Annotated in this window: 15 protein-coding genes and 1 pseudogene; 7 read left to right on the forward strand and 9 right to left on the reverse strand. The window is 70.4% G+C overall.

All coding sequences use genetic code 11. From position 1 onward, the window contains the following. Nucleotides 1–14 precede the first annotated feature (14 nt). Nucleotides 15–2702 carry a pyruvate dehydrogenase (acetyl-transferring), homodimeric type gene (aceE, locus tag AB0L21_RS13085; RefSeq protein WP_365783914.1) on the reverse strand — a complete coding sequence of 896 codons (2688 nt, stop codon included), beginning with the start codon at nt 2700–2702 and terminating at the stop codon, nt 15–17. Between the two features lie 112 nt (nt 2703–2814). Next, complete coding sequence (locus AB0L21_RS13090) at nt 2815–3555, reverse strand: NAD(P)H-binding protein (RefSeq protein WP_365709266.1); 741 nt, start codon at nt 3553–3555, stop codon at nt 2815–2817. A gap of 280 nt (nt 3556–3835) precedes the next feature. Between AB0L21_RS13090 and AB0L21_RS13095 the strand changes: the two genes are divergently transcribed. Then, nucleotides 3836–4303: a cupin domain-containing protein gene (locus AB0L21_RS13095; RefSeq protein WP_365709264.1), complete on the forward strand. Its 468-nt coding sequence runs from the start codon at nt 3836–3838 to the stop codon at nt 4301–4303. A 195-nt stretch (nt 4304–4498) separates the two neighbouring features. Here AB0L21_RS13095 and AB0L21_RS13100 read toward each other — a convergent pair whose 3' ends face one another. The 4 genes from AB0L21_RS13100 to AB0L21_RS13115 form a co-directional block, all read right to left on the reverse strand. Beyond that, nucleotides 4499–4999, reverse strand: a complete 501-nt coding sequence (locus tag AB0L21_RS13100; RefSeq protein WP_365709262.1) for a cupin domain-containing protein — start codon at nt 4997–4999, stop codon at nt 4499–4501. A gap of 125 nt (nt 5000–5124) precedes the next feature. Further along, complete coding sequence (locus tag AB0L21_RS13105; RefSeq protein WP_365783916.1) at nt 5125–6660, reverse strand: MFS transporter; 1536 nt, start codon at nt 6658–6660, stop codon at nt 5125–5127. Beyond that, entirely contained in the window at nt 6657–7619 is a 963-nt protein-coding gene (locus AB0L21_RS13110) for an alpha/beta hydrolase (protein ID WP_365783918.1), read from the reverse strand. The genes AB0L21_RS13105 and AB0L21_RS13110 overlap by 4 nt, the downstream gene beginning before the upstream one ends. A 159-nt stretch (nt 7620–7778) precedes the next feature. Next, complete coding sequence (locus tag AB0L21_RS13115) at nt 7779–8249, reverse strand: carboxymuconolactone decarboxylase family protein (RefSeq protein ID WP_365709256.1); 471 nt, start codon at nt 8247–8249, stop codon at nt 7779–7781. 242 nt (nt 8250–8491) lie between these two features. On the opposite strand from AB0L21_RS13115, the gene AB0L21_RS13120 reads away from it, so the two are divergent. The 5 genes from AB0L21_RS13120 to AB0L21_RS13140 all read left to right on the forward strand — a co-directional run bounded on the left by AB0L21_RS13120 (nt 8492) and on the right by AB0L21_RS13140 (nt 14508). After that, a complete protein-coding gene (locus AB0L21_RS13120) occupies nt 8492–9280 on the forward strand; it encodes a DUF427 domain-containing protein (protein ID WP_365783920.1) in 789 nt (262 codons plus the stop codon). Nucleotides 9281–9445: 165 nt separating this feature from the next. Then, nucleotides 9446–10396, forward strand: a complete 951-nt coding sequence (locus AB0L21_RS13125; protein WP_365783922.1) for an alpha/beta hydrolase — start codon at nt 9446–9448, stop codon at nt 10394–10396. 137 nt (nt 10397–10533) lie between these two features. Next, nucleotides 10534–11253 carry an alpha/beta hydrolase gene (locus tag AB0L21_RS13130; protein WP_365709250.1) on the forward strand — a complete coding sequence of 240 codons (720 nt, stop codon included), beginning with the start codon at nt 10534–10536 and terminating at the stop codon, nt 11251–11253. A gap of 53 nt (nt 11254–11306) precedes the next feature. Further along, nucleotides 11307–11648, forward strand: a complete 342-nt coding sequence (locus AB0L21_RS13135; RefSeq protein ID WP_365709248.1) for a hypothetical protein — start codon at nt 11307–11309, stop codon at nt 11646–11648. 88 nt (nt 11649–11736) lie between these two features. Next, nucleotides 11737–14508, forward strand: a complete 2772-nt coding sequence (locus tag AB0L21_RS13140; RefSeq protein WP_365783924.1) for an AAA family ATPase — start codon at nt 11737–11739, stop codon at nt 14506–14508. 37 nt (nt 14509–14545) lie between these two features. Here the strand turns inward: AB0L21_RS13140 and AB0L21_RS13145 are convergent, their stop codons facing one another. Then, a complete protein-coding gene (locus AB0L21_RS13145; RefSeq protein WP_365783926.1) occupies nt 14546–14953 on the reverse strand; it encodes an OsmC family protein in 408 nt (135 codons plus the stop codon). Between the two features lie 943 nt (nt 14954–15896). Here AB0L21_RS13145 and AB0L21_RS13150 point away from each other — a divergent pair. Next, nucleotides 15897–16655 carry an NAD(P)H-binding protein gene (locus tag AB0L21_RS13150; protein WP_365783928.1) on the forward strand — a complete coding sequence of 253 codons (759 nt, stop codon included), beginning with the start codon at nt 15897–15899 and terminating at the stop codon, nt 16653–16655. 143 nt (nt 16656–16798) lie between these two features. Here AB0L21_RS13150 and AB0L21_RS13155 read toward each other — a convergent pair. Beyond that, nucleotides 16799–19527: pseudogene (locus AB0L21_RS13155) on the reverse strand (AAA family ATPase). 203 nt (nt 19528–19730) lie between these two features. Next, the gene (locus tag AB0L21_RS13160; RefSeq protein WP_365783930.1) at nt 19731–20327 is read right to left on the reverse strand and encodes a sigma factor-like helix-turn-helix DNA-binding protein; all 597 of its coding nucleotides are present in this window, start codon (nt 20325–20327) and stop codon (nt 19731–19733) included. Nucleotides 20328–20452 lie beyond the last annotated feature (125 nt).

Consider the following 20452-nt stretch of genomic DNA (forward strand, 5'->3'; position numbering starts at 1 on the left):
CGCTTCCGCGCCGGTCACCGGTCCCAGCCGTAGCGGGCGCGGGCCTGCGCGACGGTCGCCAGGGGGATCTGCCCGGCCCGGGCCAGCCTGTCCAGCGCGGTGACCACGATCGACTCGGCGTCCACGCGGAAGTAGCGGCGCACGTCCTCGCGGGTGTCGGACAGACCGAAACCGTCGGTGCCCAGGGAGTAGTAGTCCTGCTCGATCCACTGGCTGATCTGGTCGGGCACCTGCCGCATCCAGTCGCTGACGGCCAGCACCGGCCCCGGCGCACCGGCCAGTGCCCGGGTGACGAACGGAGTGCGATCCTCACCGCGCATCCGGGCGTCGTCGGCGCGCATCGCGTCGCGGCGCAGTTGCGTCCACGACGTCACCGACCACACGTCGGCGTGTACGTTCCAGTCGGAGGCGAGGAGTTCCTGCGCTCGCAGCGCCCAGTGGACGGCCGTACCGGAAGACAGCAACTGGAGCCGGGGTCCCGCCGCGGCGGGTTCGGCGGGCCGGTACCGGTAGATGCCCCGGACGATGCCCTCCTCGATACCCGGCAGCGCGGGCATGGCCGGCTGGTGCTTCGGCTCGTTGTACACGGTCAGGTAGTAGAAGACGTCTTCCGGCCGCTCGCCGTACATCCGGCGCAGACCGTCCCGGACGATCACCGCGATCTCGTAGGCGAAAGCAGGGTCGTAACCGATCGCCGCCGGATTGGTGGCGGCCAGCAGGTGCGAGTGCCCGTCCCCGTGCTGCAGTCCCTCGCCGGTCATGGTCGTGCGCCCCGCGGTGCCGCCGACGACGAAGCCGCGGCCCATCTGGTCGCCGAGCGCCCAGAACTGGTCGCCGGTGCGCTGGAAGCCGAACATGGCGTAGAAGATGTAGAACGGGATCATCGGCTCGCCGTGCGTGGCGTAGGAGGTCGCCGCGGCGGCGAACTCGGCCACGGAACCGGCCTCCGTGATGCCCTCGATGAGCAGTTGGCCTGTCGTGCTCTCCTTGTAGTGGAGCAACTGGTCGGCGTCGACCGGATCGTAGTTCTGGCCCAGCGGCGAGTAGATGCCGGCCGTGGGGAACATCGACTCCATGCCGAACGTACGGGCCTCGTCGGGGATGATCGGCACCCAGCGCGCCCCGCTCCGCTCGTCGCGCATCAGGTCCTTGACCAGCCGGACCAGCGCCATCGTGGTGGCGACCTCCTGGTGGCCGAAACCTTTCTCCAATGCCTCGAAGGGCTTGGCGGGCGGCTCCGGCAGCGGCTTGGCGATCACCCGGCGCAGAGGGGCGGGACCACCCAGCGCGGCCCGGCGCTCGCGCAGGTACCGCACCTCCGGTGAGTTCTCCCCCGGGTGCCAGAACGGGACCTGGTCACCGGCGAGCGCGCTGTCGGGAATGGGAAGCCCCAACAGGTCACGCATCTCGCGGAACTGCTCCATCGTGAGCTTCTTCATCTGGTGGTTGGCGTTGCGGGACTCGAACGCCGAACCCAGGGTGTGACCCTTCACCGTCTGGGCGAGGACCACCGTCGGCGCGCCCCGGTGCTCCACCGCGGCCCGGTAGGCGGCGTACACCTTCAACGGCTCGTGTCCGCCGCGGGAGTTCTCGAACAGGTCGACCACCTGTGCGTCGCTCAGGGCGGCGGAGACGGCGGACAGGGCGTCACCGCTGAAGAAGTTCTTGCGTATGTACGCCGCGTCCCGTGCGGCCAGCGTCTGCAGCTGCGCGTCGGGCACCTCGCCCAGGCGCCGTACGAGCTCGCCGGTGGTGTCCTGTCCCAGCAGCGGGTCCCAGGCCTCGCCCCACAGGGTCTTGACCACGTTCCAGCCCGCGCCGCGGAACCGCGCCTCGAGCTCCTGGACGATCTTCGAGTTGGACCGCACCGGCCCGTCCAGGCGCTGGAGGTTGCAGTTGATGACGAACGTCAGGTTGTCCAGGCCCTCGCGGGAGGCCAGGGTCAGGGCGGCCATCGACTCCGGCTCGTCCGTCTCCCCGTCCCCCAGGAACGCCCACACCCGCGAGGCGGACGTGTCCTTGATGCCGCGAGCCTGCAGATAGCGGTTGAAGCGGGCCTGGTAGATGGCGCCGAGCGGGCCCAGCCCCATGGACACCGTCGGAAACTCCCACAGCCACGGCAGCCGCCGCGGGTGCGGGTACGACGGCAGGCCGTGACCGCCCGCCTCCCGCCGGAAGGCGTCCAGTTGCTCCCTGCTCAGCCGCCCTTCGAGGAACAGCCGGGCGTAGATGCCAGGGGAGGCGTGCCCCTGGAGGAACAGCTGGTCGCCCGAGCCGTCACCGTCCTTGCCCCGGAAGAAGTGGTTGAACCCGATCTCGTAGAGCCAGGCCGCCGACGCGTAGGTGGAGATGTGGCCGCCGAGTCCGAGCCGGGAACCCCGGGTGACCATGGCCGCGGCGTTCCACCGGTTGAGCGCGGTGATCCTGTTCTCCATCTCCAGGTCGCCGTCGAACTCCGGCTGTGCGGCGGCCGGAATGGTGTTGATGTAGTCCGTGGACAGCAGCCCGGGCAGGGGCGTCCCCGACGCCGCGGCGAACTCGTGCACCCGCCGCATCAGGTAGGCCGCCCGCTCCGGCCCGGCGTTCCGCACGACGGCCTCGAGGGAGGCCTGCCATTCGGCGGTCTCCTCGCGGTCTCGGTCGGGTAGCTGGTCGAGCTCACTGATCACAGAGGTCGTGGTGGGCCGGGACGGATCACTCATGGCAGCCTTCCTGTCACTGCGTGGGTGCCGGCGACGCCGGCCGCGGACGCGGTGGGCGCCGCAGGGCGTTCGGTGGGTATCACGGGCGACGACGCGTCGTCGCGCGGCGCACTCAGCGGTTCTTGAGCCACTGGGTGAAGGTCTGGTGGCCCGCATGGGCGGCCGGCCCGGGAAGGAGTGCCCGCTCCTCGAGCACCGCGCCGAAGAACGGGGCCTGTGCGTCGGCGATCACCGGGCCGGGCCGGCCCAGGGAGGTGAGCAGCTCGGCGGTGACGTCCTCGAACCGGAGTTCATCCGGGCCGGCGATCTCCAGCACCCCGAACCGCGGCAGACCCACCGCGACATGGGCGACCGCCGCGGCGACATCGTCCGTCGAGACCGGACGCAGCAGCAACGAGGGCACGTGCACTCCGTCGGGGCGGGTACCGGCGGTCACTGCGGCCGCCACCGATTCGTGGAACGGCGTGGCGCGCACCACGGAGTACGGAACGGTGGTGTGCCGCACCAGGTCCTCCTGCGCCGCCTTGGCCCGGAAGTAGCCCGAGCCGACCCGGTCGGCGCCGACCACGGACAGCGCCACGTAGTGCTCGACGCCCGCCGCGGCGGCGGCCTTGAGGAGGTTGCCCGTCGCGGTGGTGAAGAACGCCGTGCTGGTTTCCTGCCTCCGTGAGGGCGCGTCGGTGACGTCGACCACCACCTCGGCGGCGCGCAGCGCCTGATCGAGGCCCTGTCCGGTGCTGACGTCGACCCCTGCCGCGCGGGACACCGGCACGGCCTCCACTCCGTGGTCCCGAAGCCTCGCCACGGTTCTGGAACCGATCAGACCGGTGGCGCCTGCAACGACGACTCTCATCTGGGTCTCTTCCGTCCAGGGGCCGATGACCCCGCTGGTTATGCGTCGAAGGCGGTGGCGGACGTCGGCGCGTCACCGTGCTCACCACACCTAGACAGGACGGGTCCGGCTGTTGTGACACCGTGCCCCGGTGCGGGACCGGCTGCCGCCGCAGCCCCGTGTCACAGATCCGCCGGGCACCCGGTCAGCAGGAGGAGCGGTCTTCACGACCGGACATGACCACGTGCACGGCGGAGGATGTGCCGCCCGGACACGGTGGAACCACGGAAGGTGCGACTCAGTGTCGGAGAACTCACAGCACGCCCACCACGGCCACGACGGGCACGGGCACGGAACTGGCGGCGAGGACGGCCCGAGCTGGACCCGAGCGGCGAAGATGCTTCAGGACGCCTCGCCCATCACCATCCCCGAGGGTGCCTCGGCGATGACCATTCACGTGCAGTGGGAGCCCGGTGACCCCGGTACCCCGCCGCACCGCCACTCCGGTCCGGCGTTCGGCTACGTCCTCAAGGGCGCGGTCCGCTTCGAACTCGAGGGCGAGCCCGAGCGCGTCATCGAGGCCGGCGGCACCTTCTGGGAGCCGGGTGGCGACGCCATCCACTACCAGGACGGCAACGCCCTCACCGACGAGCGGACCGAGTTCGTCGTCACCATGATGTGCGCCCCCGGCAAGCCCATGCTGGAACTGGTCGACGAGCAGGAGCTCAAGGAGCGCGCCCACCTGCGCGCACCGCGGCCCACCGCCTGACCCCGGAGGTCCGGCCGCCGTCCGCTGCCCGACGGCGGCGGACGGCGGCATATCCGCGCTGTGTGCCAGGTGCCGGATCACCGCGCTCCGTGACACGACGTACCAGCCGCCCGTACGACAGGCGGGGCCCCACGCCCGTGACACCGGCTAACGCCGGGGTGACACGGGCGCGGGGCCCCGCCTGTCGTGTGTCTCCTACTCCACGAAGTACGAGTCGTGCTTGTCGAAGAACGCGGCACGCTCCTCCTCCGAGGCGTGCGCCAGCTGCGACACCTGCTCGAAGTACTCCTCGCGCGGGGCTCCCGGGGTGAACAGGAGCAACATGTCGGCCGGAGCGTCGGAGTCGTTCCGGAAGGCGTGCAGCCCGCCCTGGGGCACGTGCAGGAAGTCTCCCTTGCGCGCATCGACCCACTGCACACCGTCGAACACGCGCACCGTGCCGTCCAGGATGTAGAAGGACTCCGAGATGCGCTTGTGGAAATGCGTCTTGGGACCGCCCGCCCTGGGCCGCATCTCCACCCGGTACAGCCCGAACTCACCCCGCGTGGTACCAGTGGTCGCCAGATAGTGGGTGGCGTCCTTCCCGGTACCGCTCTCACCGATGGCAGGCGGTGTGGTGGCCGGCCGGAAGACGGCACTGACCTCACCGTCCTCTTCCCAGTACTTCTGCTCCGGGTACGGGTACGGGTACGACATGACTGGTTCCTTTCCTGCGGTGGGCATGTGAGGACGCGCCTACGCGCGAACCGCTGACCAGCGGTCCTCTCTACAACGAGACCGGCGGGCGTCCGCCGGTGTGACAGCGGCGGGTCCCGCCGCTGTCATTCGGCGACCTGGTGGTGGATGAAGCGGGACACCAGCGGCGGCTCCATCAGCCAGCTGTGTGTCCGCCCGTGCACCGCGCGAGAAGCCGCGGCGGTCTGCCGCAGCGTGCCGAAGGCCACCGACGCGCCGACGGCCAGCAGGCCCGCGCACAGCGGCATCGCCCGGCTGAACGACGTGTCGAAGGCCGCGGCCGAACGGTAGGCCTCCGGTCCCATCCCGACCAGGAGGGGCAACGCGGCCACGGACACCAGCCCGGCCGCCCGGGCCGCGGCGTTGTTGATGCCACTGGCCAGCCCGGCGTTCGCGGAGTCCACCGAGGACAGCAGGGTCAGGGTCAGCGGAGCGACCATGACGACCATGCCGGCTCCCATCACCAGCAGGGCGGGCAGGACGTCGTGAAGATAGGACGCGCCTGGACCGACCCGCAGCATCATCAACATGCCCGCCGCGCACACCAGCGGGCCGACGGTGAGCGGTATCCGCGGCCCCAGCCGCCGGGCGAGCATCCCGGACCGGGACGAGAACAGCAGCATCAGCGCTGTGTGGGGAAGCATGGCCGCACCCGCTGCCAGCGCCGAGTAGCCGACGACGATCTGCAGTTGCAGAGCGGTCACGAAGAAGAATCCGCCCGTGCCCGCGTAGACGCACAGGGTGATCAGATTGACGGCGGTGAACTGCTGGGACGAGAAGACGGACAACGGCATCATCGGGTCGCTGCTGCGCCGCTCCACGCGGAGGAACGCGGCACCCGCCGCGACGCCGGCGACGGACGCGGCGACAGCCACCGGTCCGCCGTCCCGGGCCTCGGTCAGCGCGTAGGTGATCAGGGCGAGTGCCAGAGCGCCCAGGACGGCGCCGGGGATGTCGAAACCGACGCCCCGCCGGCTCCCCGTGCCGGCCGTGCGCACTCCGGCCGTGCGGGGCGTGCCGACGGACTCCGGGACGTGGCGCAGTGCGACGGGCACGCACAGCAGCGCCGGGACGATGCTGAGCAGGAAGGTCCAGCGCCAGCCGGGACCGTCCACGAGCCACCCGCCCACGAACGGCCCGAGGGCCGCGCCGACACCACCGAAGCCCGACCACAGACCGATCGCGCGCGGCCGGTCGTCCGGGTGGAAGGAGGCCTCGATGATCGCCAACGAGCCGGGCGTGAGCAAGGCACCGCCGACGCCCTGCAGGGCTCGGGCGGCGATCAGCGTGGTGGTGTCCGGAGCCAGCCCGCACAGCAGGGAGGCCACCGCGAACCACACCAGGCCCAGGACGAAGATGCGGCGCCGCCCGAAACGGTCGCCCAGGGAGCCGCCCAGCAGGATCAGACCCGCCAGGGTCAGCATGTAGGCGTTCACCGTCCACTGGAGCACGGCGAGGTCGGCGTCGAAGTCGTCACCGATGCGCGGCAGAGCGACGTTGGTGACGGTCGAGCCGAGCAATACCACGCCGGATCCCAGAACGGTGGCCAGCAGGGTCCACCGTCCCTGGGCACTGGCGAGGCGGAGCGGGGCGGAGGCGTCCGGAGCGGGGGAGTGCGTCATGTCGTGTCCTGGTTCCGTCCGGCGAAGCCGTCACGGCCGACGTACTCCTGCCGCAGGGCGCGCACGTCGCGCACGGCGGCAGCGAACGCCTCGGGGCTCTCCTGCGGAAGATTGTGGCCGGCGTCCGCCACCTTGCGGTGGAGCCGGGGGCCGGTGAAGTGACGAGCGGTCGAGGAACCGTCCGTCGCGGGGAAGTTGCCGTCGGCCAGGCCGTCGAGGGTGACGGCGGGAACCGAGATCGCGGGAAGCTCGGCGAGACGTGCCTCGAGGCTTGCGTACGTCTCGGCACCCGGCGCGAAACCGAGCCGGTGCCGGTACGAGTGGATCACGATGTCGGTGTAGTCGGGATTGGCGAAGGCTCTCGCCGTCCGCTCCAGATCCTCCTCGCGGAACGGCCACTTGGGCGAGTTCCGCTTCCAGATGACCCGGGCGACCCCCTGCGGGTCGGCGGCCAGACCGGCCCGGCCCCGCTCGGTGAGGAAGTAGTAGAAGTACCAGAAACCGGCCTCCCGTTCGGGTGCGACGGGTTCCATCGCCGCGCCGATGTCCTGGATGAGGTAGCTGTTGACCGAGACAAGGCCCAGAACGCGCTCGGGCCACAGGGCCGCGGCGACGTTGGCGGCGCGCCCGCCCCAGTCGTATCCGGCGAGGTAGGCCCGCTCCACGCCCAGGGCGTCCAGGAAGGCGACGACGTCAGCCCCCAGAGCGGCCTGCTGACCCGAGCGCGGAGTCGACTCGGACAGGAACCTGGTGGGCCCATGGCCCCGCAGATAAGGGACGAGGACCCTGAACCCGTTCTCGGCGAGCAGCGGGGCGACGTCCTCGTAGCTGTGGATGTCGTAGGGAAAACCGTGCAGGAGCAGCACGGTGTCGTCCCCCGAACCCGTCTCGTGGTAGGCGACTTCGAGTACGTCGGTACGGACTCGCCGGAGAGGGGCGAGTGCGTGGCGTTCAGACATGAGGGTCCTTCGGGTTCAGGGCTCGCGGCGGTCGCTCCGGGCTCCGTGCCGCCGGGCGGTCTTCGACCGACCCGGCTGGGAGACGTCCGTCGCCTGGTCGAGGGCCGGGGCGACCAGGCGAGGGACGGTCCTGCGGCCGGCAGGGCCGCAGCGGCCGACTCAGCCGAACATGCCGGGCTTGTAGTCGCCGGCGGGCTGCCGGTTGATGACGTTGATGCGGTTGTAGGCGTTGATGACGGCGATCAGCGACATCAGCGCGACGAGCTGGTCCTCGTCGTAGTGCTTCGTGGCGTTCGCCCATGCCTCGTCCGACACGCCTTCCGCGCCGTCCGCGATGCGCGTGCCCTGCTCGGCCAGCTCGAGCGCGGCGCGCTCGGCGTCCGTGAAGACGGTGGCCTCGCGCCACACGGCCACCAGGTTCAGACGCTGCTGCTCCTCACCCGCGGCGGCGGCGTCCTTGGTGTGCATGTCGGTGCAGAAGCCGCAGCCGTTGATCTGGCTGGCACGAATCTTCACCAGCTCCTGGGTGGCGACCGGGAGAGCCGAGTGCACCGCTGCGCCGGCCGAGTTCAGGTGCTTCATGACCTTGCCGGCCAGGGCGTTGCCGAAGTAGTTGATACGCGCGTCCATGACGGATCTCCTCAGGTGTGGGACAGTTACAGCTCACTGACCGGGAGCTCCATCGATCTGTGACATCGTCGGTCATCGAGTCACTCCCGGCGGACCAGGACCCGGTCCGGATCGGTGCAACACGATCCGTAACACCGTGTGACGACAAGTAGGTGAAGCTGGTCGGCCCGAGGGCGGTCATCCTGGGACCGCGGACACCGGGCACGGCGAGCGCACCATTCAGCGAATTCAAGGTGATCACCATGGCAACCGAGAGTGTCCTGCACCCGAGCCTCATCGTCCCGGTCGGGCATGTCGAGCCCGTACCTCGCCGCATCCGGGGAATGATCGGCGGACGTGTCGCCTTCGACACCCGCCGCGCGCTCTACGTCTGGGAGTGGCAGGCCTACCCCCAGTTCAGCATCCCGGTCGAGGACCTGGTGGACGGTGTCCTCGACGACGACAAGCACATGGAGCACCTCGGTGCCGGCCCGGCACACCGTCACACCCTGCGGGTCGGCTCGGAGGTCCGGCCGGGGGCGGCGTGGGTGTGGGGCGAGGGCGCCCCGGGGCCCCTGCACAACACCGTGCGTTTCGAGTGGGAGGCGCTGGACTCCTGGTTCGAGGAGGACGAGCCGGTCTTCGTGCATCCCCGGAGCCCGTACTCCCGCGTGGACGCCCTGCGCTCCGGCAGCAGCGTCAGGGTCGAGGTGGACGGCGTGGTGCTGGCGGAAGCCCCCAACTGCGTGAAGTTGTTCGAGACCGGCCTGCCGACCCGCTACTACCTCGACCGTGCGACCATCGACTGGACCAGGTTGCGGCGCTCCGACACGGTGACCCGATGCCCCTACAAGGGAACGACGAGCAGCTACTGGTCGTTCGACAGCGACACCGCCTCCCACGAGGACATCGCCTGGATGTACGACTTCCCGACCATCCACGCCAACCGCATCGCCGGACTGACCGCGTTCTACAACGAGCACGTCGACCTGTACGTCGACGGCTTCCTGCTGCCGAAGCCCACCGACCCCACACGGCCGGCTTCTGACTGACGAAGCCGGACCTGTCGGCTCGGGCCCGCACAGAAACCCTTGAGACAGGCCGTGGCCGGTGAGCGATTTACGCGCTGTCTTCGCCGAAGCGTCACACATCGACTCCCGGCCCGGTCTCATGAGGTGGAAAGTCTTCGAAACCCACCACCTCACAGGGAGTATGTCGTGAGCGACATCATTCTCGAGCCCGCCGCCCAGGAATTCGCCGACGCGGCCGCCAAGCCGCCGCTGCTGTACGAACTCGGTGTCGAGGGTGCCCGCAAGCTGCTCGACGACGTCCAGTCCGGGCCGGTCGAAATGCTCGACGTGGACGAGAAGTGGATCACTGTCCCCGCCGAGGTCGGTGACGTGCGGGTGCGCATCATCAAGCCCGTCGGCAGCACCGGCGTCCTGCCCGTGATCCTCTACGTGCACGGCGGCGGCTGGATCCTCGGCAACGCCGGCACCCACGACCGCCTGGTGCGTGAACTGGCCGTGGGCGCGGAGGCGGCCCTGGTCTTCGTCGAGTACGACCGCTCACCGGAGGCGAAGTACCCCGTCGCCGTCGAGCAGGCGTACGCCACCGCCCAGTGGGTCACCGCCAAGGGCGCCGAAGAGGGTCTGGACGGCTCCCGCATGGTCGTCGCCGGTGACTCCGTCGGCGGCAACATGAGCGCCGCCCTGACGCACCTGGCCAAGCGGCGCGGCGACGTCACCTTCCTGCACCAGTCGCTGTACTACCCCGTCACCGACGCCGGGCAGAACACCGAGAGCTACCGGCTCTTCGCCCACGGTCCGCACCTGACGGCGAAGGCCATGGAGTGGTTCTGGAACGCCTACACCACCGACCCGGCCGAGCGGAACCAGATCACGGCCTCCCCCCTGCGCGCGACCCTGGAGGACCTCCAGGGGCTGCCGCCGGCGTTCGTCGTGGTCGACGAGAACGACGTACTGCGCGACGAGGGCGAGGCGTACGCCCGCAAGCTGATCCAGGCCGGCGTGCCGACGGCCAGCATCCGCTACAACGCCAGCCTGCACGACTTCATGATGCTGAACCCGGTCCGCGGCACTCAGGCCTCGACCGCGGCGATCGAGCAGGCCGTCCACGTCCTGCGCAAGGCCCTGGGCACCGACTGATCAGCCGCGCGGTATTTCGCGGACGAATTCCTGACACCGGACGTACCGCGGAACAGCACGGTCGTACGCCCAGACGGGCGCGCATTTCATCGGCGATTCACCGGTGTACTTCACTGGCAAAACGAAAGGTCACTCTCATGAGTGCACAGAAGCCGACCATCGTCCTCGTCCACGGCGCATTCGCGGATTCTTCCAGTTGGAACGGTGTCGTCGAAAAGCTCCAGTCGCACGGCTACCCGGTGGTGGCCGCGAGCAATCCGCTACGTGGACTGGCCGGAGACAGCGAGTACGTCAGACAACTCGTGGCCTCCATCGACGGCCCGGTGGTCCTTGCTGGCCACTCCTACGGCGGCTCGGTGATCAGCAACGCCGCCGGCAGCCTCGACAACGTCAAGGCACTCGTCTTCGTCGCGGCCTTCCTGCCGGACGAGGGCGAGAGTGCGGTCACCCTCTCCGGCAAGTTCCCGGGCAGCACCCTGGGAGAGGCGCTCCATCCGGTACCGGTCACCCTGCCGGACGGCAGTCAGGTCATGGATCTGTACATCGAGAAGAGCAAGTTCCACCAGCAGTTCGCCGCCGACGTTCCGGAGGAGACCACGGCGGTCATGGCCGCGACCCAGCGGCCCGTGGCCGACGTCGCGCTGTCGGAGGGTGCCTCCGCGCCGTCGTGGACGGACATTCCGTCGTGGGTTCTCGTGGCCACCGAGGACCGGAACATCCCGGCCCAGGCGCAGATCTTCATGGCCGAGCGCGCGAAGGCCACCATGGTGAGCGTCACCGCCTCCCACGCGGTCAGCGTCTCGCGTCCCGGTGACGTCGCGCGCCTGATCAACGAGGCGGCGCAGGCGACCGGCTGAACCGCCGGCTCCCCGTGTGCCGAGCGCCGGGCCACCCACTCTGGGAACGGATCATGAACATGAACAAACAGGCAGCTCGTGGACTGGTCGACATAGAGGCCTATCTGTACCGGGAGGCTCATCTCAGTACTGCTCGCCGGCGTGTGACGGCCTTCACCGCGAGGATGGACGGGCTGACCCACGAACAGAAGAGGGATATCGAGCTGTGGTATCTCGAGGAGCAGAAGTACGTGGCCCGCATGGTGACGAAGTACGTCGCCGACCACGTCGGCGCGGCCGAGACGGCGAACAACATCCGGTTCGGGCGATGGCTGCGCGGAACGCTGATCGCCATGGCCGTGATCACCATGCTGACGTTCGTGTGCACGGCCGTCGTCGTGGGATCGGTGGGCTGATCCCCGCTCGTGAGAACGGGGAGCGGCATGTCCGGGACGGGCTCGAGGTCCTTGAACGCCAAGGTATCGTGGCAGCGGGGAGGCTGTCATGGCGAGGGACGGAGCACGGACCGGACTCTTCGGACGGCGGGACGAGTGCAAGGTTCTCGATGACCTCCTCGTGCAGGCCAGGGCCGGGCGAAGCGGGGTTCTGGTGCTGCGCGGTGAGGCGGGCATCGGGAAGACCGAGCTGCTGAACCATCTGCGCGACCGAGCCACCGGATGCCGCGTCGTCAGGGCGGCCGGAGTGCAGTCCGAGATGGAGCTTTCCTACGCCGGGCTGCATCAGCTCTGCGCCCCGCTGCTGTCCCGTCTGGACGACCTTCCCGAGCCGCAACGCAACGCACTGCGCACCGCGTTCGGGATGCGGGCCGCTGACGCGCCCGACCGGTTCCTTGTCGGTCTGGCCACCTTGAGTCTGCTCGCCGGGGCCGTCGGTGACGAGCCGTTGCTCTGCCTGGTCGACGACGCGCAGTGGCTGGACCGTGTGTCGGCCCAGATTCTGGAATTCGTCGCTCGCCGGCTGCTTGCTGAATCGGTTCTGCTCGTGCTGGCCGTCCGCGAGTCCGGTTCCCGCGAGATCCTCGCCGACCTGCCGGAACTTGCTGTGCGTGGACTGAACGAGCGCGAGTCCCGCAGACTCCTCGACTCCGTCGTCACCGGGCCGCTCGACCAGCGTGTGCGCGACCGCATCATCGCCGAGACGGGCGGCAACCCGCTGGCCCTCCTGGAACTGCCACGAGGCCTGACCGCCGTCGAGCTGGCCGGAGGTTTCGCAGGGCCCGGCGCCCGGCCCCTGTCCAGCCAGATCGAGGCGGGCTTCCTCCGCAGGATCCAGTCGCTTCCCCCGGAGGCGCAACAACTGCTGCTCATCGCCGCCACCGAGCCGGTCGGTGACGTGGCCCTGCTGCGGGATGCCGCAGAGCGCCTGGGAATCTCCGTGGACACCGCCGTGGCCGACGCCGAGGCGTCGGGACTGATGACGCTCGGCACATGGGTGCGCTTCCGCCACCCGCTGGTCCGCTCCGCGGCGTACCGTGCCGTCGGCTTGGAGGAACGCCGGCGCGTGCACGCGGCTCTGGCCGACTCGATCGACGCGAGTGTCTATCCCGAACGCCGCGTATGGCACCTGGCCGGCGCGGCGACGGGACCGGACGAGACCGTGGCCGCCGAACTGGAGGGATCCGCCGGGCGGGCGTACGCGCGCGGCGGGGTCGCGGCGGCGGCAGCCTTCCTGCACCGGGCCACCGAACTGACTCCGGATCCCCTACGCCGTGGAGCCAGGGCGTTGGCCGCGGCGCAGGCCGAATACCAGGCGGGCGCCTTCGACGTGGCACGGGAACTGGTCGACGCCGCGGAACTGAGCCATCTCGACGAGGTCGGAGCCGCACAGGCGACCTTGCTCCGGGGACAGATCATGTCCGCGGCCGAGAGCGCCGGCGCCGGCCTGCCGTTGTTGCTCGAAGCGGCCAAACGGCTCCAGCCGTACGACGCCGTACTCGCCGGTAAGACATACCGGGACGCGATCTACGCGGCCCTGACCGCGGGCCGGCTGGCCACGGGCGGCGTCCGCGACGTCGCCGAGGCGGTGCTGAGTGCGCCGGGCCGCGTCGACACCGAGAGCCGTGAAGGTCTTCTCCTGACCGGTCTCGCACGGGTGATCACCGAGGGATACTCCTCGGGCGCACCGATCCTCCGGGAGGCCGTCGACGCGTTCCGCACGGGAGGACTCTCCCAGGAGGAGGACCTGGGATGGCTTCCGCTCGTGTGCCGCATGGCCCACAGCACCTGGGACTTCGCCGCCTGGTCCGAGCTCTCGGCACGGCTGGTCGACTTCGCCCGCGGCAACGGAGCACTCGCCGTCCTGCCCTCGGCCCTCCTCCTGCGCCTGTCGAACCGGGTGTTCGCCGGCGACCTGCGCGACGCCGACTCCCTGGCGGTGGAAGCGAACGCGATCGGTGAAGCCACGGGCAGCAGCTTCTTCGCGCACTACGGAGCACTCGTCGTGGAGCCCTTCAAGGGACGGGAGTCCACGACCCGGCAGGCGATCGAAACACTCACGCACGACCGTCTCCTGCAGGACGAGGGCAAGGTGACGACGGCGACCCAGTGGGCGGCGGCGGTCCTCTACAACGGCCTGGGCCGCTACGAGGAGGCCTTCGCCTCCGCCGAGCGTGGATGCGGGAACCCGCAGGAACTCGGACTGTCCCTCCAGTCCCGGGTCGAACTCGTCGAAGCGGCCGCACGACTGGGACGGACCGCGCAGGTGGCCGAGGCTGTGCGGACGATCGAGGAGATGGCCCAGGTCAGCGGAACCGACTGGGTGCTCGGCATCTCGGCCGCCACCCGTGCCCTGGTGAGCGAGGGGCACGATGCCGACGTCCTGCACCGGGAGGCGATCGAACGGCTCGACACGGCACAGGCCCGGATGGACGGCGCGCGGGCACGACTTCGCTACGGTGAGTGGCTGCGCCTGGAACAGCGACGGGCCGAGGCCCGTTCCCAGCTGAGCGAGGCGCACACGATGCTGGGCGAAGCCGGGGCCGAGGCATTCGCGGAGCGTGCGCGACGCGAGTTGCAGGCCGTGGGCGTGAAAGTGCGCAAACGCGCCTCGGCGACGCCGGTGGTCCTCACAGCGAAAGAAGTCGAGATCGCGCGACTCGCCCGGGGCGGCTTCACGAACCCGGAGATCGGCGCCCGGCTGTTCCTCAGCCCGCACACGGTTGAATGGCATCTGCGGAAGATCTTCGCGAAGCTGGGCATCTCCTCCCGTAAGGAGATCGGCTCCGTGCAACTCGAAGGGATGCCGGCGACATCCTGACCCGCCCGGTTGCCGGGCGGGGCCCGGCCACGGGGGGCTAGGCGGGGGACACGTCCGGTTCCGCCAGCAACGTGGGGACGGTGACGATCTTGATCTCCCTGGTCAACAGGCGGTGAATGGGACAGCGCCCGGCGGCCGCCAGCAACTGCTCGCGCTGCGCAGGCTCCAAGTCGCCGGTCAGCCCGACGTTCTTGACGATGCGCCCTTGATCACCGAACCGTACGGCCACGTCGATGCGGTCGAGTGCCCAGCCGTGCCGGTCGGCCATCGCCCGCACGGCCATGGAAGTGCAGGACCCCAGCGCTGCCAGGAGCAGCTCACCCGGCGTGGGCCCCGCGTCGGTGCTGATGGGCTCGGGTTCGTCGGCCGTCAGGGTGTGGGGGCCGACCGCGATGGAACGGGTGAGCCGTCTGCCTTCGGCAATGGACACGATGCGCGTGGTCATGGGTCTTCCTCTCGACCGAGGTGCGGGGACCGGGTAGCTCATCCCTCTTCCGCAGAGACCGGGCGGCGCGCGCGCGTGTGACAAGCCGGCCCGGGAACGGCGCGGTGCCGTCACGAGTCCCCTGCCGCGGTGCGTGGCCGCGACCCCACCACGACATCACCAGGGCACCACCACGCAGCCTCCCACGGGTTCTCAATGGCGCGTCCTGCATCACGTCTTCGGCCTCGCTCACGTTGCCGACAATCCGATAGGCGACGGTGATCAATGAGGGCCGGGCCCGCAGGAACACGGACACAGCATAGGTATGGCCGCGGCTGCAGCGTACCGACCGCACCACCGTGCACAGCCCTCCGGCGCTGCTGCGGACGATCACCGTCCGGGTGGCGATCAACGTGCTCCAGTCGGTTCGCAGACGGCGGGAGTGGTGCGCCACCCCGTGGCTTCCGGATCCGCCGGACCCCGATGCCACCCCCGACGTGGTCGCCGAGCGGCAGGACGCCGTGGAGCGAGCGGCAGGTCACCCGTGCACAGCGGCGTCTCGACGCGCCGTGGCGACGGCAGCCCGTGGATGTCGTAGCGCAACGCCGGCTGGTGCAGGCGTTGCTAGCGGCCGCACAGCTGGGGTGACCTGGCCCGTCTCGAGAAGGTTTTCCTAAGCCACGTCGGGTTAACCCGTGAGCGCCCCGCTCGGCAGGCCCGCGAACGGTTGGGACAGTCGTTCGGTGTCAGCTCGTGGTCGAGATGGAGCTGCCGTTCACCGGACTCCACCAGCTCTGCGGCCGGCATCACCTTCCGCCGGCGACTGCGCACCGTGCTCACCGAGTGGCCGCCCGCCCCGACGGCGTGAGAGCGGCCGTCCCCACCCCGACGTGTCACAGCGGGAGCACCTGCCTTGTCAGTAGGGCGGAGCCGGGAACCGTCGTCGTTACGAGGAGGCGATCACATGCAGGTGGCCGTGGCCGGAGGAACCGGCATGGTGGGGAAGTTCGTCGTCGCGGAGCTGCGGGCCGCGGGACACCGGCCTGTGATTCTCGCCCGTTCACACGGTGTGGACCTGGCCACCGGCGTGGGCCTGGCAGAGGGGCTGTCCGGCAGTGACGCGGTGATCGATGTGACCAACATCGTCACGACGAGGAGGAAGACCGCGGTCGACTTCTTCTCCCGGGCCACCGGCAACCTGCTTGCCGCCGCCCGGTCGAACGGGATCGGGCATCTGGTCACCTTGTCGATCGTCGGCAGCGACGAGGTGGATTTCGGGTACTACTTCGGCAAGCGCGTCCAGGAAGCACTGGTCCGTGACGGAGGCGTGCCGTGGACGGTGCTCCGTGCCACCCAGATCTTCGAGTTCCCCGAGCCGCTGCTGGACAACCGGTCACCGGTGGTCATGATGCCCAGGATGCTCACCCAGCCCGTCGCCGCCCAGGACGTCGCCGAGAAGCTCGTCGAGCACGCGGTGCAGGGCCCTTCCGGTATGGCACGGGAGATCGCGGGGCCCGCCCGGCTGGACATGGTCGAGATGACGCGTCGTATTCTGCGCTCCCGGGGCCGGCGGCGCCTCGTCGTGCCGGTGACACTTCCCGGCAAGGTGGGCAACGCCATGACAGGAGGCGGTCTGCTGCCGCGTGGGGAGTACGTCCAGTGCCGCCGGACGTTCGACGAACACCTCGCCAACTTGGGGCAGGCCATGACCACCGGTCGGTGACCGGCGACGGGGGTGGATCCCATGGCTTCGCGACCGCCGTCGTGCGTGGGCGCGGGACCCGTCGTCCGCCGTCGGCGAGCCGGCCTCCGACCGGTCGTTCCGCGGGGCCGCCACGCCGGCGCTTCCAGCGTAGGGACGCCGGGTCACAGCGCCGTGTGCAGGTGTCGCCGGGAGGGGATGCCGAGCTTGGCGTACACCTTCCGCAGGTGCCATTCCACGGTGTGCGGACTGAGGAACAGCTGCGCGCCGATCTCCGAGTTGGTCAGACCGTCCCGGGCCAGCAGTGCGATCTGGGTCTCCTGGGCGGTCAGTGTCTGCGCGGCGACACCGTCGCGCCGGGTCACCGTCTCACCGGTGGCCCGCAACTCGCGGACGGCGCGTTCGGCGAACGCGCCCGCACCGAGGCGGCTGAAGAGGGCGTGCGCCTCACGCAGATGTTTCCGGGCGTCCACGCGACGGCTCTCCCGCCGCAGCCACTCCCCGTAGAGCAGATGGGCCCGGGCCAACTCCACCGCGGTCCGGGTGCGTCCGAGTCGTTCGATCGCCTCGCGGTACAGCTCTTCGGCCGCATGGCCTCGACCGAGCAGCGCCCGGGAGCGCGCCTGGACACCCAGCGCCCAGTTCGTGGCGGCTGCGTCCGTGGCCCGGGTCAGCCGGTCCAGTGCCGCCTCGGTCGCGTCGCGGCGACCGCTGCGCGCTGCGGCTTCCACCAGTTCGACCAGTCCCCAGTTGGCCGCGATCAGCTCCTGCTGGTGCGCGGTCGCCAGACGGGCCGCGTCGAAGGCCTCCTCGTATCTGCCCAGGCCGTTGTTGAGCACGGCCGCCGCCCGTAGTCCGATGGCCACGCCGAGGCCCTCACCGCGGTGTACGGCCTCCTCGGTGCCCGCCTCGATCAGCGGAGCGGCCTCGCGTTCGCGGCCCTGCCAGGCGGCGAGCGTCATCGTGCCGTACGGCGCGAAGCTGGTGCCGGTCGCCTCCTGCACCCGGGCGATCTCCGCGAGGAGCAGTCCCGCCGCGTCCAGTTCACCGGCGCACGTGTGGAGGACGACCCGCGAGTTGAGTGCGAGGGGCAGCTCGGCCAGCGCACCGACGGCCCGTGCGGTCCGGACCTGACGTGTCACCAGCTCCGTCCAGCTTTCGTCGTCCCACATCTCGGCCGCCAGTGCCGAAGCCGGCCACGACAAGCGCAGGATCTCCTCCGGGTCGGTCTCACGGCGCAGCGCCCGTACCGCTTCGCGCGAGGCGGCGACCGCCTCGCGGTATCCGACGGTGAAGCGGAGGGCCAAGGCGTCCAGAAGCAGATCGGCGGTGCGCGGCGGTCTCGTGACGGGCGGCAACGTCTTCCGCGCGGTCGCCGCCACCTCGCGTACGTGCGTGCCGGAGGCGAGGCGTCCGGCGAAGATGGCGGCCGACAGGGCGTCCAGGAAGGTTTCGCGAGCCAGGCCCGCATCGAGTGGCACGAGGCGCCGCGCGGTGGCCAGCATGAGGGGGAGCGCCTCTTTGTCCCGGCTGGAGGCGAAGGCGATCCGGGCCTGGAGGAGATCCACGCGGGCGCGCCAAGTGCGTCCAGGACGCCGCTCCCGGCCAGCGCCAGCAGATCCCGCGCCGCGACGGGCGCGCCGGCGCGGAGTTTCGCCTGAGCCGCGGCGAGGGCGCGCGTCGCCTTGCGCCACGGGTCAGGCGTCAGTACGGCCGCGTGTGCGAGGAACGCCGCCGCGGCGGCGGTGCCACCTCGGGTCAGCGCCCGCCCGGCCGACGACTCCAGCTCGGCGGCGACCGCCTCGTCCGGCCTCACCGTCGCCCGCGCCAGGTGCCACGCGCGGCGGTTCGGGTCGAGGTCGGGATCGGTCGCCTCCGCGAGGACGCGGTGGGTCTCCCGCAGCTCCGTCAGCCCGGCCGACCGGTAGATCGCGGAGCGCAGGAGCGGATGCCTGAAACGCACCAGAGCCCCGATGTCGAGCAGCCCCGCCGTCACTGCCGGGCGGGCCGCGTCGGAGTCGATGTCCAGTCGCTCGGCGGCACGCCTGAGCAGCGCCGCGTCACCGACCGGCTCGGCGGCGAGAAGCAGCAGGCGCTGCGTCGCGGCCGGCAACGAGCGGACCCGCGTGAGGTAGCTTCCCTCGATACGGCTGGTCACCGGTCCGGGATCGGGCAGGTCGAGTCCGTCGGTCTCGATGCGGCCGCGGGGGAGTTCCAGCAGGGCGAGAGGATTGCCGCGTGCTTCGGCGAGGACGCGGTCACGGATCCGTTCGTCCATCGGGCCGTCGGCCGACGCGTCCAGGAGCGCGCGGGCGTCCGTGTCGTCGAGGCCGTCGAGTCTCAGCTCGGGCAGGCCGGCCCACTCGTCGCGTCCTCGTTGTTCACGGGAGGCGAAGATCAGTGCCAGCGGCTCGGCGTAGATCCGCCGCGCTACGAACGCGAGCGTGGGCGCGGAGACCCGGTCCAGCCACTGGGCGTTGTCCACGAGGCAGAACAGCGGCTGCTCGGCGGCCACCTCGGTCAGCAGTCCGAGTACGGCCAGACCGACCAGGAACCGGTCCGGAGGCGGCCCCGTGCTGAGTCCGAACGCTGTGGCCAGCGCTTCTCTCTGCGGGGGCGGAAGGGAGCCGATGCGGCCGAGGAACGGGGCGCACAACTGGTGCAGCCCCGCGAACGGCAGTTCCATCTCCGACTCGGCGGCCGCCACACGGGCGACGCGGTGTCCGACGACGCGTGCCGCCAGGTGATCCAGCAGAGCCGACTTCCCGATTCCGGCGTCACCGCGCAGGACCAGCACCGCGCTGTGTCCCGCCTCCACCTGCGAGACCAGATGTCCGAGCGCATCACACTCGCGGCGCCGACCACGCAGCCGCGCCGGATCGTCCCCACTCATCCTGACCCCTGCACGCGGGGGAGCATAACAACGCCATGAGCGGCTCAGCTGGTCGTGGCGGGGGGAGGAACCGGCCGTCTTCCCCGCTTCTCAAAGGCGCGTCTCCACTCGCTCGCCGCGCACGGCAGTGGAGGCGCCGTCGGCGGCGAGCACTCTCTCCAAGGGCACGAGATCACCCGACCGGGCCGCCGCCCGGAAAGCCCTCACGAGCCGTCGGTGTGCGTCCGGGTCCACCGGCCGGAGCCGCCGGCTGCCGGCGAGACGCTCTTGTGCACGAAGACCTGCTGTCGGGCATTGGTGACGCTGACGTGCAGGATCTGGGAGATACGGGAGTACGGGTAGCCGAATCCCTCCCGAAGGACGTACACCGCGCGTTGGCTTGGGCTCAGCGTCTCCATCAGCAGCAGGACGGCTCGTTCGACGGCGTCCTGCAACTCGGCCACCGCGTCCGGACCGGCCTGGTGGTCCGTCGAGTCCGGCAGCCAGGCGCCGGCGCAGGTTTCCCGGCGTCTGCGGGCGGACTGGACGACATTGACGGCGAGCCGGATCGTCGTCGTCCTGAGCAGCGCCGGCGGGTCGAGCACGACCGTGCGGTCGGTTCCCTGCCACCGCACCCATGCCTCCTGGAGGACGTCCTCGGCCTCGACCGCGTCGCTGGTGATGCGGTGGACGATCCTGAGCAGCCCGGGCCGGGCCCGGACGAACACCGACACGGCCTCACCGAGTTCGTCCGTGGCCGGGCGGGCCACCATGCCCGGGATGTCCCGGCCCGGCTTGGCTCTGGTCGGATACGTCTTCACGGACCGGCTCCTTCGCTCGACGGGATGGCGCCCCGAAGGACGGCAGACCCAAGGTCACACCCGGGTATGACCGATCGCACCCCGCGGAGGCCGTAGGCGGGTTCGTAGTGGTCCGAGGTGGACCC

Source organism: Streptomyces sp. NPDC052721 (genome assembly GCF_040678315.1).
Classification (GTDB): domain Bacteria; phylum Actinomycetota; class Actinomycetes; order Streptomycetales; family Streptomycetaceae; genus Streptomyces.

Coding starts and splice junctions, on each gene's coding strand:
- aceE (WP_365783914.1), bottom strand. CDS start 2,702: ATGAGTGATCCGTCCCGGCCCACCACGACCTCTGTGATCAGTGAGCTC.
- AB0L21_RS13090 (WP_365709266.1), bottom strand. CDS start 3,555: ATGAGAGTCGTCGTTGCAGGCGCCACCGGTCTGATCGGTTCCAGAACC.
- AB0L21_RS13100 (WP_365709262.1), bottom strand. CDS start 4,999: ATGTCGTACCCGTACCCGTACCCGGAGCAGAAGTACTGGGAAGAGGAC.
- AB0L21_RS13105 (WP_365783916.1), bottom strand. CDS start 6,660: ATGACGCACTCCCCCGCTCCGGACGCCTCCGCCCCGCTCCGCCTCGCC.
- AB0L21_RS13110 (WP_365783918.1), bottom strand. CDS start 7,619: ATGTCTGAACGCCACGCACTCGCCCCTCTCCGGCGAGTCCGTACCGAC.
- AB0L21_RS13115 (WP_365709256.1), bottom strand. CDS start 8,249: ATGGACGCGCGTATCAACTACTTCGGCAACGCCCTGGCCGGCAAGGTC.
- AB0L21_RS13120 (WP_365783920.1), top strand. CDS start 8,492: ATGGCAACCGAGAGTGTCCTGCACCCGAGCCTCATCGTCCCGGTCGGG.
- AB0L21_RS13130 (WP_365709250.1), top strand. CDS start 10,534: ATGAGTGCACAGAAGCCGACCATCGTCCTCGTCCACGGCGCATTCGCG.
- AB0L21_RS13135 (WP_365709248.1), top strand. CDS start 11,307: ATGAACATGAACAAACAGGCAGCTCGTGGACTGGTCGACATAGAGGCC.
- AB0L21_RS13140 (WP_365783924.1), top strand. CDS start 11,737: ATGGCGAGGGACGGAGCACGGACCGGACTCTTCGGACGGCGGGACGAG.
- AB0L21_RS13145 (WP_365783926.1), bottom strand. CDS start 14,953: ATGACCACGCGCATCGTGTCCATTGCCGAAGGCAGACGGCTCACCCGT.
- AB0L21_RS13150 (WP_365783928.1), top strand. CDS start 15,897: ATGCAGGTGGCCGTGGCCGGAGGAACCGGCATGGTGGGGAAGTTCGTC.